Below are 12677 nucleotides of genomic sequence, written 5' to 3'. Positions count from 1 at the left end.
AACCTACCGCGTCGCGCGTAATAGCGGGGCGCGTCCACAGGGGAAGCCAAGTCCATGCACCGCAATCCGTCGCGCCCGCTTTCGCCCCACCTCAGCATCTGGCGCTGGGGGCCGGGGATGCTGGTTTCGATCCTGCACCGGGTGACCGGCACCGGCCTCGCCACATTGGGCGCGCTCGCGTTCACCTGGTGGCTGGCGGCGACGGCGAGCGGGCCGGAGGCTTATGAGAGTTTCGTCGGCCATGCGCGCAGCTGGTATGGGATCGTCGTGTGGATCGGCCTCACCTGGGCCTTCTTCCAGCACACCGCCTCGGGCCTTCGCCATTTCGTGATGGATATGGGCGCGGGCTATGAGCTTTCCACCAACAAATTCTGGGCCAATGTGACGGTCGCCGTCGCGATCGTGCTGACCGCTTTGACCTGGCTCTATATATTGGGAGTGAGGGCATGAGGATGGAGACGCCGATCGCGCGCGTGCGCGGGCTGGGCTCGGCCCGTTCCGGCGCGCATCATTGGTGGCTGGAGCGGCTGACCTCGGTCTCGACATTGCTGCTGTTCGTCTGGTTCGTCGTCTCGCTGCTGCGTCTTCCGAGCCTCGAACATTCGGCGGTGACCGAATGGCTGGCGGCCCCGCTCGGCGCGGTGCCGATGCTGCTGCTCATCGTCTCGACCTTCTGGCATCTGAAATTGGGCCTGCAGGTGGTGATCGAGGATTATGTCCATGAGGAAGGGATGAAATTCTTCTCCATCACCCTGCTCAATTTCTTCACCATCGCGGTGGGCGCGCTGGCCTTCTTCGCGGTCCTCAAGATCGCGTTTGGCGGGGATGCTGGATAGCTCAGGCGACGTTCAGCACATCGTCGCGACGTGCTATAATTGGCGCTCCTAAGTCAGTTCAGTGCTGAGTTCCGTTTTCCAATTCTCTTCCTGCATCAGCATCCTGAACCGAATGGCGTCAGGCGAATCGTCGAACAGCTCCTCTTCGCCCGGTGACGGCTTTTGGTAGGTCGCTCCAAGCGCCTCCATTAGCTCGCGTTTGAAAGCCGTATCCTCATTGTCGAGCTGCTTACCCTTGGTTTCGAGCACCACCATCCGCCGGCCGTCGCCCGAGAGGCGCATCAGGAAATCGGGATAGACCTTATGTCTCCGCCAGCCCTGCAGGCCCCATGCGCCGCGAGAAGTAAGCCGCCACCACCAGGCAATGGCGTTCGAGCCGTCGAGATAGAGGGCAACGTCCCTTTCGAACCCGTTCAACTCGCCATGCTTAATCCGCTCAAAAAGAGTGCGCTGCAAGAGCTCGCCGTCGGCATCGGTTTCCCAAGTGTCCGACAAGGGCCTGAATTCGACTTCATCCCAAGGGGGCATCTCCCAATCGGCCTTAGCCCCAGTCAGCCGGAATGCGATCACTCCGGTCTTCAGTTTGCGTTCGAAGATCGCCCGCGCGGCCGTGTCGGCCTTCGCCGCCAGCTCGACCCGCATCGAATCGAGCAAATCGAGCCGGCCCTTGGCGATTTCCGCCTCGTCGATCCCGCGCTCTTTCAGCGTCGCCACCGCTTCGTCGACAAGCTTGTAACCGATCCAGGGATTGGGGATTAGCCCGAGCAGTCGGCGCGCAAGGTCAGGCTTGTCGATGCTGTTGCCAAGCGTCTCGCGGACCACCGCGCCCACCCGCTCGATCGCGCCTTCGTCAGAATAATCGAACCGCGCCGCCCGCCGCTGCGCGCCCAGATCGTCGAGCGTCAGCGTCGCGGCCTTGTCATAGGTCAGCGCATCGAATTGCACCTCGCTTAGGATGTCGAGGTCGAAATCGAGTTCTCGGCAGCCACCCTTGCCGTCGACATGGGTCACGCGCGGGATCAGGATACGCTCGCCCTTGTACACGTCTCGCCGCTCGATCCGCTTCGTCTCGGCCGGCGCCCCCGCTCCCTTGATCGAATATTTGAGGTCACCCATGCCTTCCTGTTCGAGGCCTTTGCGGATGCTTTCGACAGCATCCTTGACCGCCAGATCGGCGCAATAGACCCAGGCGCTGTTGAGATCGTCCACCTCCGTTCGCTTGGCAAACGGCTGGCGCAGCACTCGCCCGATCATCTGTGTCAGAGCGTTGCGGGCCTGGGTCTTCGACAGCAAAGCCAGCACATAGGCGAACGGGCAATCCCAGCCCTCGCGCAATGCGTCCTTGGTGACGATCACACGTACCTGGCTCGTGTCGCTCATCAACTCGCCGTCGAGTTCTTTGACGCTCGCGGTCTGCCGCCGCACCCATTCCCCGGTTGGCACGCCCATGTCGTTCAAGGCGGCGACGACATCTTCGGTATGGATATGCACGCCGTCACGCTGGTCCTTGCCGGTACGTTCGACTCGCACCAGCATGATCGGGCGAATGAAGGCCCCGCCGCGCGCATGGTTTTCGCGTGCCCGCGTCTCCAGTTCCGCCCTCTTGTCGAGTGCTGCCTTTAGCGTGTCCTTCCACTGCGCCTTATGGTCGGCGATCAGCTCGATCGGCAGCTTGATCATTTCGGCATCGCGAAGTCGCTTGCCCCCGACTTTGACGAGGATGTTCGAATGTTCGGCCGATGGCGTTGCTGTCAATTCGAGCAGGAAGCGAGGGTTGAACGTGCCGAGCAGCTTGCGCCGGTCGATGCTGTAGGCCGTATGGCCTTCGTCGAGCACGACGAGCGGACGGACGATCCGCAACGTGTTGCCGAGGCTCTGAATCACCGCCCCCGCAACGCCACCGCCGCCCAGATCGTAGCTTTCGAGATTGGGCACCGCCGCTCGCAGCTTGCCCATCGCGATGGCGTCGTCGGCATCGGGAAAGAAACTCGCGTAATTGCCGCTCTCGCGAAACACCTTGAGCGCCTTTTGCTCGGAAGTGGCCTTCGGCTGCCGCGCCGATTGCAACATCAGGAGCATCACCGGCAGCTCGTTGGCGACATCGGCGGCGGTGAAGTCGTCGCCTTTCTCCAGGAGCTTGACGCGCCCGCCGCTCGCCACCTCCAATGCTTGCCGCAGCGGATGGCCCCGGTCACGCAGCGCTCTCCGCGTCTGCTTGTAGATCGCCTCGGACGGAACGATCCACAACACGAAGCCGGTCATCGCCTTGTCGAGACCCGACAGCACGCGCCCGACCGCATGGCCCGCGATCAGCGTCTTCCCAGAACCCGTCGGCAGTTGCAGGCAGACATGCGGCACTTGCTCTCCATGCCCGTCCGCGAGCGGTCGCCAATCGGCGGGTGAGATTGCGACGCCATCTGCGCGGGCCTTGTTCCAGGCTGCGACTGCCGGGTCATCGAGCTTTGAGACGAGTTCGCTGCGGGTTGGCTCCGGCACATTGGCGAGTGCCGCAATCGTGCCAGTCAGGTCGCTGCGCGCCGCCACCAAACGCTCGACGAATTTGTCAAGCGTATCGAGCGTATCGAGCTGATATTCCTTAAGCCGCATCGACCCCGCTTACCCCCTCGCTGCCGTCGCCAAGTATGCGGTGGATCGAATAGGGAAGCTGGCAGAAGGTAATCCCGAGATCGGTCAGCCAGCGCTGCCCCATCATCTTTTGCGCAGCGAAGACCAGCACTGGCTTGCCGCCATCGGCCTTCGCCGCTGCGGCGATCCGTTCGGCAACGGTCAGGTCGAGCTTAGCCTCCTCCCCGCGCATCCACTTGGGATCGGGGCGATAGATCAGATGCAGCCGATATCCTCCCGCATGGCCGACGAAGCCGTCCTGGCCGCTCGCGCGCTCCAACGTTTTCCCCGTCGCCGTGTAGGCGACATAATCCGCCACCTGCTCGAATGTCGGCGGCGTCCCCTCGCCACCGAAGAAGCGTTCAAGGTCCATCGGCTCGCCCAGGTCGCAATAGGTGAAGCTGCCGCCCAGCCCTTCCTTCAGCGCCGCATCCTTCGCCCCCGGCACGCCCTTGATGACGCGGCGCACCCGTTCGGCGGTCAGCGCGTCGGCGTAATCTTCGGTTTCGATCAGGATAAACTTGCGGTTGCCGCCATCGGCCTTGTTGAGCGCGAGGACAGCGTGGCCGGTGGTTCCGGAACCGGCGAAGGAGTCGAGGATCAGCGCGTCGTTACTATCGACCTGCCGCAAAAGACGTTGAACGAGCTGAGACGGTTTTGGGAAATCAAACGATTGCTCGGGAATGATCAATCGTGCTTCTGCCGTTCCATCCGACGTGAATACGTCATCGATGATTGACGGAAACGTCGAAAACTCGCGTGACATCTCGGATCGAAACTTCTTCTCTCGTGGCCTACCGTCAGGCGTCGCAGGAAAGAGAATCCGTTTCTCTGCAATCATCGTCGCTATCCGTTCCCTGCTGTAACGCCATCCTGTCTGTTGGGGAGGTGAAAAGCTGAAGCCGCTCTCTGGATCAGTAAATTCAAAATGTAGATTGGGACGCTGCTCTGGGTTTGCCAAACCCAGAATACTGCGGCTCATCCAGTCTCCGCGTTGGTCTCCATCCGGATTGGAGAACTTAGACTCGTCACGTTCAACGCCGCGGAAGCCCTCAGCTTCGTCTAAAGCGAATGTGAGGATATACTCGTGGTCATTAGACACACCTGTTTTTGCCCGCGCGTCTACAAATTTTCGACTTTTCCACACGAGTTCAACGACCAATAAGAAGCCAATTTCTTCCGCGATGGTCCGCAATCTGTGAACCTCTTTGTCATCGATGCTGATGAACATGTATCCGTTCGGCGAAAGTAATTCCTTCAGTAACTGCAATCGCGGCCACATCATCGACAGCCATTTGTCGTGGCGTTCCATGTCTTCGGCATCGACAACCTTGCCCAACCACGCCCTTAGCTGGGGCGCATTTACATTGTCGTTATAGGCCCAGCCTTCGTTGCCCGTATTGTAGGGCGGATCGATATAGATGACGTCGACCTTGCCGGCGTAGCGCGGCAGCAACGCCTTCAGCGCCTCCAGATTGTCGCCGTGAATGATGAGATTGTCGTCGAGCGATGGAGCGCTGCCCTCCGAAGGCAGCGACTTGTCCGCATCGATCACAAACTGGCGGAACGGCACCGACAGATGGTGCGAATAGACGAATGGCTTACCCTTGAACTCCAGCGTCGGCATGAAATATCCTTCCGGCCGCTCTGCTAGCAGGCGCGGCGGTAAGGGCAAAGGGATAGGGGGCCAAGGCGAAGAACGTCATCGCCCTCTCCCGCATCTTGGTCGATCGCTATGGCGGAGAGGCGGTCGCTCACTCTGGCCGATCGCCGCCAGGAAGCCATCCATAGCCCCCACCCTTGCAACCTCCCGCTTTAGTCCTAAAAGCACCGCAGACGGGGTACTCCGCGGGGCCGCTTTCACCTGTTCCTCTGGGGCCCCCGTAAAATGGGATGGCGCGGCTTCCCCCGGAAGCCGCTCTGGATCCGTCCCATCACTTTTTGGGGAATGCGCGATGGCCGACGCCTACAAGATCATCGATCACGATTATGACGTCGTCGTCGTCGGCGCCGGCGGGGCGGGGTTGCGCGCGACGATGGGCGCGGCCGGGACCGGGCTCAAGACCGCCAACATCACCAAGGTGTTCCCGACCCGCAGCCATACCGTCGCCGCGCAGGGGGGAATCGCGGCGAGCCTCGGCAATATGGGCCCGGATCACTGGACCTGGCACATGTACGACACCGTCAAGGGCTCCGACTGGCTCGGCGACCAGGATGCGATCGAATATCTGTGCCGCGAGGCGCCGGCCGCCGTCTATGAGCTGGAACATGCCGGGGTGCCGTTCAGCCGGACGACCGAGGGCCGCATCTACCAGCGCCCGTTCGGCGGCATGATGCAGAATATGGGCGAAGGCCCGCCCGCCCAGCGTACCTGCGCCGCCGCCGACCGCACCGGCCACGCCATGCTCCACGCGCTCTATCAGCAGAGCCTCAAATATGACGCGGACTTCTTCATCGAATATTTCGCGCTCGACCTCATCATGGAGGGCGGCGAGTGCCGGGGCGTCATCGCTTTGTGCATGGAGGATGGCAGCGTCCACCGCTTCCGTTCGCAGGCCGTCGTGCTCGCCACCGGCGGTTATGGCCGCACCTATTTCTCGGCGACATCCGCGCATACCTGCACCGGCGACGGCAATGCGATGGTGCTGCGCGCCGGCCTGCCGCTCCAGGACATGGAGTTCGTCCAGTTCCACCCGACCGGCATCTACGGCGCCGGCGTCCTCATCACCGAAGGCGCGCGCGGCGAGGGCGGATATCTCACCAATAGCGAAGGCGAGCGCTTCATGGAGCGCTACGCCCCGTCCGCCAAGGATCTGGCGTCACGCGACGTCGTCTCCCGCTCGATGGCGATGGAGATCCGCGAAGGTCGCGGCGTCGGCAAGGACAAGGACCATATCTACCTGCACCTCGATCATCTGGATCCCAAGGTGCTCGCCGAACGCCTTCCCGGCATCACCGAGACCGGCAAGGTCTTCGCCGGCGTCGACCTCACCCGCCAGCCGCTGCCGGTGGTGCCGACGGTCCATTATAATATGGGCGGCATCCCGACCAACTTCCACGGCGAGGTCGTGACCCTGAAGGACGGCAATCCCGACAGCGTCGTCCCCGGGCTTTTCGCGGTCGGCGAGGCGGCGTGCGTCTCCGTCCACGGCGCCAACCGCCTCGGCTCGAACAGCCTGATCGACCTCGTCGTCTTCGGCCGCGCCGCCGGCCATCGCCTCGGCGAGGTGATCGACAAGGGCGCCAGGCACCGGCCGCTCGCCAGGGGCTCGGAAGAAAAGGCGATCGGCCGTCTCGACCGCTACCGTCACGCCAAGGGCGGCAGCCCGACCGCGGACCTGCGCCTCGCCATGCAGAAGGTGATGCAGTCCGACTGCGCCGTCTTCCGCACCGAGGCCCTGCTGAACGAGGGCAAGGCGAAGATCGACGCGGTGCACCAGCGCCTCGCCGACATCCACGTCACCGACCGCAGCCTGATCTGGAACACCGACCTCATCGAGACGCTGGAGCTCGACAACATGCTCCCGCAGGCCGTCGTCACGATGCACAGCGCCGCCAACCGCAAGGAAAGCCGCGGCGCCCACATGCACGAGGATTATCCGGAGCGGAACGACGCCGAGTGGATGAAGCATACAGTGGCGTGGTTCGATAAGGGGCGGGTGACGATCGACTACCGCCCGGTCCACGATTACACGCTCACGGACGACATCGCCTACATCAAGCCCAAGGCACGGGTTTATTGATGGAAAATGTGGTTGTCCGGCTGTTCGAGCCGGCCAACCGCAAGCCGCGCGCCGACCAGACGCTCGATGGGTCGCCGGGTCTCTATGCGCTTTTCCTGCGCGCGGGATGCTCCTTGCCGGTTGTGTGCCCCGGCCCTGACGGTCTGATATACATCGGCAAGGCCGACGGGGCCGGCGGTCTCGCGACCCGATGCCACTTCAACGGCAAGACCCGAAATCATTCGCCGCGCAAGAGCCTCGCCGCCCTGTTGGTCCAGACTCTGGAGCTGGCGCCTCGCCGCGTGAACGCGCGCGACGGGTCCTATAAGACATGGGCGCTCGAGAAGGCGTCCGAGGCCGCGCTCGATCGATGGATGCACCGGAATCTCTATGTGTCGGTCGTGCCTTGCGCCGAGGCAGCCCAGATTGAGCCCCGGCTGATCGCTCGGTTCGCGCCGCCTCTCAATTTGCGTGATTGCATCCAGTCCGACGACCATCGCCGTCTTTCGGATTTACGAAGAGGCATCGAGACGCGGCTCCGCGCGGAGGCTTGACGGCGCCAGACCGGCATTCCCATGATCGGCCGTGGTTGCAAGCCAGGCCGGCGCATACATATTCACTGTCGAAAGCTCACCGCGCGAGGCAGCCATGACATTGTGGACGATTCGAGCCGATTATGATCCCGAGGCAAAGGTCTGGTGGACCTCGGACAGCGAGGTGCCCGGGCTTGTGGCCGAAGCGGACACGCTCGAGCAACTCGCCGAGAAGCTGGAATATCTGGTGCCGGAGATGGTCGATGCCAACGGGCAATTCATTGCCCCGGAGCGGCGCCAGGGGCCTCATGAATTCAGGCTCGTCGCACATCACGAACTGCAGCGACCCGCCGCTGCTTGATGGTCGAGGGCTATGGAAAGCTCCTGGGGAGGATATTGGCGGACAATGGCTGGGAGTTCCTGCGTCATGCGAAGGGCAATCACGAAATCTGGACCAATCCCGCCACGGGTCGACGGGTGAGCGTGGATCGGGGGACTCGGTCTCGTAAGGCGGCCATGCGCATATTGAAGCAGGCCGGCATCAGCCACAAACTTTAGCGGCTAATTCCTTTGGCGCGAGATCGCCGCGCGATGACTCGGGCGGGTCCAATCTGCATCTGGTCGAACCAACGATCGCATCCGCCGAAGAGCGGGTGGAGAATCATACCGGCTGAATCAGAGTGCTGGCGCGAAGCGACGTTCGATTTCGGCGTCGATCTACGCGCGCACGATCCGGCGCGCGCATGGGAGGGGCGCCATGTCGATTGTCGGGAAATGGAGATGGGCCGTTGCGGCGGTGCTCGCGGCTTGCTCGCCTATCGCCGCGAAAGCCGACGATCCGCTCGGTTATCATGTAATTCCCGGCAGCTTCGCTCCGGGCAGGGGGCCGGACGGGAACAGCGTGTTCCTCGACGCGCCGGAGGGGCTGATCCTGGTCGATACCGGGCGTCATTCGGTGCATCAGGGGAAGCTGCTGGCCTTCGCGAAGGCGAAGGGCCGGCCGATCGTCGCGATCGTCAACACCCACTGGCATCTCGACCACAATGGCGGGAATGCCGAGATTCGCGCCGCCTATCCGAACGCGAAGCTCTATGCGAGCGCCGCCGTCGAGGGCGCGCTCAAGGACTTCTTCCCGAAGAGCCGGGCCGCGGCCGAGGCCTATCTCGAATCGGGGCAGGCCAGCGCCGAGCGGGAGATTGAGATCCGACGCGACTTCGCCGCGATGGACGATCCGCATTCGCTCCGCGCCACCGATATCGTCAGCCGATCCGGGACGATGACGATAGCCGGACGGACGCTGGCGGTGAACCTCGCGCCTTATGCGGCCACAGAGAGCGACATCTGGATATTCGACGAAGCCAGCGGGCTCGCCGTGGTGGGCGATCTCGTCGTCGGGCTGGTGCCGTTCATGGACACGGCCTGCCCCGAAGGCTGGCGCGATGCGCTCGATGCCATCGCCGCGACTCCGTTCACGATTCTGGTGCCGGGCCATGGCGACGTGATGGACCGCTCGGATTTCCTGGCATGGCGCGCGGCCTATAATCACTTCCTCAACTGCGCCGAGTCCGACCGGAGCAGGGCCGAATGCGTCGCCGGCTGGCAGCGCGACGCGGCGCGCTTCATTCCGGCTAGCGACCAGGCGCGCGTGGCGGAGATGGCGGGCTATTATCTCGACACGCGGCTGCGCTCGGCGCCCGAGGAGCGGCGGCGCTTTTGCCCGCCCGCATGATATTGGCTCTGGCATCCTGTCGACGAACCGTGCATAAGCAGCGATGAATCGAGCAAGAAAGAGGAATCGCCGCATGGGAATCTTGGCCGCCGATCGTTCACCCGGCGCGAAGCTGGGCCTCACCATCCTGATCGGACTCCTCCTCTCCATCCCGCTCTTCTCGGTCTGGCTGCTGGTCTACGACCGCCAGATGCAGTCGGAAACGGCGCGGGCGTCGATTGCCGAGGGCTGGGGCGGGCCGCAGCAGGTGGCCGGGCCTTTGCTCGTCATTCCCTATCGCGCGACGGTGACGGAAACGGTGACCGAGGCCGGCCGGCCGGTGGTGCGTTCGCGGCAGGTCTGGCAGGAGCTCAGCCTCTCTCCGGAGACCGCCGACCTCGCCACCGCGATCCGCCCGGAGCGGCGCCAGCGTTCGATCTATGAGGCGGTGGTCTATGAGGCCACGATGAGCGGCAAGGCGCGCTTCGCCATGCCCGCCGACCTGTCGCGCTTCGGAGTCGCCGTGTCCGACATGGCGCTCGACCGCGCCGAGCTGCGCTTCGGCCTCGGCGATCCGCGCGGGCTGTTCGGGCAGCCGCCGCGCGTGTCGGTGGCAGGACGGGCCTTGCGGCTCCAGCCGGGCGGCGGCACGCCGGCGACGGGCGGCTCCGGCTTCTTCGCCTGGCTCGACGCGGCCGCGCTGGCGGGATCGCCGATCCTCGTGGATTTCGCCTATGACTTTCGCGGCAATGGCTGGCTGAGCCTCTCGCCGCAGGCGGGTGACACAAGGTGGCGCGTCACGTCGCCGTGGCCGCATCCCTCTTTCCAGGGCGGTTTCCTGCCGGTCGAGCGGAGCGTTTCCGAACAGGGCTTCACCGCCACCTACCGGGTCGGCAACCTCGCGCTCGGCCAGTCGCTGGTCGGGACGGGGGCACCGGCCGACACGCAGCGGGCGCCGGGCCAGCCGGTCATGGATCCCTATGCCGTCGGCGCGCCTGCTGGAGGCTATGAGGCGCGGATCAATCTGGTCCAGCCGGTCGATCTCTATTCCCGCGTCAACCGCGCCACCAAATACGGCTTCCTGTTCATCGGCTTCACCTTCCTCGCCTTCCTGCTGTTCGACGTGATCGGAGGCGTCCGCGTGTCGGCGGTGGAATATCTGCTGGTTGGCGCCGGTCTGGTGTTGTTCTTCGTGCTGCTGCTCGCTTTTGCCGAGGTGATCGGCTTCGCGGCCGCTTATGTGGCGGCGAGCGCGGCGATCATCGGGCTCGTCACCGCTTATTCGGCGGCGGTGCTGAAAAGCTGGCGGCGCGCCTTGTTCATCGGCGCCCTGCTCGTTGCGCTCTACGTCGTGCTCTACGTGCTCCTGAGCCTCGAGGCCTTCTCGCTGCTGATCGGCTCGCTGCTCCTGTTCGCGGCGCTGGCGGCGGTGATGTACCTGACCCGCAACCTCAATTGGGGCGCGAGGGAGACGGTGGAGGGGTCCGTCTGAAGCGAACGGATCGACTCGGTTTCAATGGTCCGTTCACCCCGAGCGAAGTCGAGGGGCTCTGCCGAGCGTAGCCGAGGCTCGTTTCTCGACTTCGCTCGAAGGGGTGTCTCGACTTCGCTCGACACGAACGGTCGAGACGTCGCTCTAACAGGCCTCGGCGAGTGGCGGCCTGCCTTGCTGGCCGGAGACCGCGGCCAGAGCCAGTTCGATCCTGTCCATGTCGGCCTCGAAGGCGCGGGTGAGCGCGGCGTCCGACAAGGCCGAACGCGCCACAATGTTCGGCATCGACAGGCCGATGCGCAAGGTCGCGCCCCAGCGGCCGCCTGCCCCGGACGCCGATCCGGAGTCGGGGAGCGTCACGCATTTGACCGGCTGGCCCAGGCGGATGCCGTGGGCGAGGAGATCCCTGTGCCAGCGCTGGGCGTCCTCGAAGGTCGCTCCGCCGCCGAGCGCCGAGAGGTCGAGGGTGGACAAGGTGCGCATCTCGATCGGGTGGCTGTCGGCCTCGGCGCGGTCGCCCGGCGGATAGGGCGCGACGCGGCGGATAGGCAGCGGCCCGATCATCGCCCCCCGCACGGCGGCGTGGAAGGAGAGGATGACTCGCGTCACCGTCTCCAGCGGCAGCGCCTGGAAACGCTCCAGCTCGAACACCGACGCTTCCAGCCTGAGCGACAGGCCGAGATTGGCGCCGTCCGGCAGCCGCCCCGCGCCCGGCCAGTCATCCGGCCATTCGGCGCGGCGGAAGATGGTGGCGAGGCCTGCGGGGAGCGGGGCCGCGCCCTTCGCCAGCGACGGCGGCACCAGCGCGAAACCGCTGAACGGCGGGCCGCCCATGAATTTCGAGCCGGTGATGAAGACGATCGCGTCCCGCGCCAGATAATCGGCGATGGCGGCGGAGGTGATCCGCGCCTGGCAGGCGTCGACGACGAAGGTGACGTCTTCGCCATGGGCGGCGCGCAGGCGGTCGATATCGGCCATGGAGGGCAGGATCAGCCCGGTCTTGGAGCCGTGAACGACGTGGATGAGGGGATGGCGGTCCGCCGCCTGCGCCGCGCCGATCACTTCCTCGGTCGCGGCGGCGATGTCAGACGATGGCCGGCCATAGCCGCGCGCGTCGCGCACCGGAATGTCGATCAGGTCGACATGGGTGTCGTCGAGGCCCGGCACACCCTCGCCGGGCTTCGTCGCCACGCCGAGAGCGGTCTCGTTCGCGAAATAGCGGCCATGGGCGGAGTGGATGCAGCCGCTCCCGACCTCGTCGGCGCCGAGCAGGATGTTGTGGGTTCCGCCCGCCGCCTTGCCGGCGACGCAGGCGAGCGCGACATATTCAAGGTCCGTGCCCGAGGGGGCGAAGACGATCTCAACGTCATGCGGGATGGAATAGGCCTGCCGAATCCGCCGGCGAAGCTGCTCCAGATGCGCCGCATAGCCTTTGGGCGCAAGCTCCCCGCCGGGCGCCAACTCCTTCATCACCGAGTCGACATGGACGAAGGCGTCCGCCGAAATGTCGTTGGCGGTCGAGGAGGCATAAGCGAGCACGTCGCTCGGCCGGGGCGCCGAAAAATAGCGATTGAGACCCGTTTGCGGGTCCAGATGGAGACGGGCGTCGCCGCCCTCCGTCATCGCCCTGCTGGCGGCACTGTCCTGCTTCATCGTCTCCCCATAAGCCGCCCCTTGGCCTTGGTCCATCTCGGCACTATTAGCTCTGGCGCCGGCTCGGCATCCTCTGCCGCGGCCGCCGACCCTCGAAAGGCAATTCGC

Annotated in this window: 11 protein-coding genes; 8 read left to right on the top strand and 3 right to left on the bottom strand. The window is 64.5% G+C overall.

Annotated elements, in window-relative coordinates; translation table 11 throughout:
• Positions 1 to 54: 54 nt before the first annotated feature.
• Both sdhC and sdhD read left to right on the top strand, forming a co-directional pair.
• Positions 55 to 450 carry a succinate dehydrogenase, cytochrome b556 subunit gene (sdhC, locus tag ACFQRC_RS08495; protein ID WP_379960023.1) on the top strand — a complete coding sequence of 132 codons (396 nt, stop codon included), beginning with the start codon at positions 55 to 57 and terminating at the stop codon, positions 448 to 450.
• Positions 447 to 836, top strand: a complete 390-nt coding sequence (sdhD, locus tag ACFQRC_RS08490) for a succinate dehydrogenase, hydrophobic membrane anchor protein (RefSeq protein WP_379960021.1) — start codon at positions 447 to 449, stop codon at positions 834 to 836. Before sdhC ends, sdhD begins: the two co-directional genes overlap by 4 nt.
• Before the next feature lie 48 nt (positions 837 to 884).
• Here sdhD and ACFQRC_RS08485 read toward each other — a convergent pair whose 3' ends face one another.
• Positions 885 to 3443 carry a DEAD/DEAH box helicase gene (locus ACFQRC_RS08485; RefSeq protein WP_379960019.1) on the bottom strand — a complete coding sequence of 853 codons (2559 nt, stop codon included), beginning with the start codon at positions 3441 to 3443 and terminating at the stop codon, positions 885 to 887.
• Complete coding sequence (locus tag ACFQRC_RS08480; RefSeq protein ID WP_379960017.1) at positions 3433 to 5088, bottom strand: site-specific DNA-methyltransferase; 1656 nt, start codon at positions 5086 to 5088, stop codon at positions 3433 to 3435. Before ACFQRC_RS08480 ends, ACFQRC_RS08485 begins: the two co-directional genes overlap by 11 nt.
• A gap of 328 nt (positions 5089 to 5416) precedes the next feature.
• On the opposite strand from ACFQRC_RS08480, the gene sdhA reads away from it, so the two are divergent.
• The 6 genes from sdhA to creD all read left to right on the top strand — a co-directional run bounded on the left by sdhA (position 5417) and on the right by creD (position 10916).
• Positions 5417 to 7204 carry a succinate dehydrogenase flavoprotein subunit gene (sdhA, locus tag ACFQRC_RS08475; RefSeq protein ID WP_379960015.1) on the top strand — a complete coding sequence of 596 codons (1788 nt, stop codon included), beginning with the start codon at positions 5417 to 5419 and terminating at the stop codon, positions 7202 to 7204.
• Positions 7204 to 7737, top strand: a complete 534-nt coding sequence (locus ACFQRC_RS08470) for a GIY-YIG nuclease family protein (RefSeq protein WP_379960012.1) — start codon at positions 7204 to 7206, stop codon at positions 7735 to 7737. The genes sdhA and ACFQRC_RS08470 overlap by 1 nt, the downstream gene beginning before the upstream one ends.
• 31 nt (positions 7738 to 7768) lie before the next feature.
• Positions 7769 to 8077, top strand: a complete 309-nt coding sequence (locus ACFQRC_RS08465) for a DUF1902 domain-containing protein (RefSeq protein ID WP_379960010.1) — start codon at positions 7769 to 7771, stop codon at positions 8075 to 8077.
• Positions 8077 to 8274, top strand: coding sequence for a type II toxin-antitoxin system HicA family toxin (locus ACFQRC_RS08460; RefSeq protein WP_379960008.1), 198 nt, complete (start codon positions 8077 to 8079; stop codon positions 8272 to 8274). The genes ACFQRC_RS08465 and ACFQRC_RS08460 overlap by 1 nt, the downstream gene beginning before the upstream one ends.
• 199 nt (positions 8275 to 8473) lie before the next feature.
• Positions 8474 to 9445 (top strand): MBL fold metallo-hydrolase, encoded by a 972-nt coding sequence (locus tag ACFQRC_RS08455; RefSeq protein WP_379960005.1) that lies wholly within the window; start codon positions 8474 to 8476, stop codon positions 9443 to 9445.
• Positions 9446 to 9518: 73 nt separating this feature from the next.
• On the top strand, positions 9519 to 10916 hold the full coding sequence (gene creD / locus ACFQRC_RS08450) for a cell envelope integrity protein CreD (RefSeq protein WP_379960002.1): 1398 nt from the start codon (positions 9519 to 9521) through the stop codon (positions 10914 to 10916).
• 144 nt (positions 10917 to 11060) lie between these two features.
• On the opposite strand, the gene ACFQRC_RS08445 is transcribed toward creD, so the two are convergent.
• Positions 11061 to 12569 carry a hypothetical protein gene (locus ACFQRC_RS08445; protein ID WP_379959999.1) on the bottom strand — a complete coding sequence of 503 codons (1509 nt, stop codon included), beginning with the start codon at positions 12567 to 12569 and terminating at the stop codon, positions 11061 to 11063.
• Between the last annotated feature and the right edge of the window lie 108 nt (positions 12570 to 12677).

It is taken from the genome of Enterovirga sp. GCM10030262 (assembly GCF_042666435.1).
Lineage (GTDB): Bacteria > Pseudomonadota > Alphaproteobacteria > Sphingomonadales > Sphingomonadaceae > Allosphingosinicella.
This window is presented reverse-complemented; position numbering and strand designations above follow the sequence as displayed.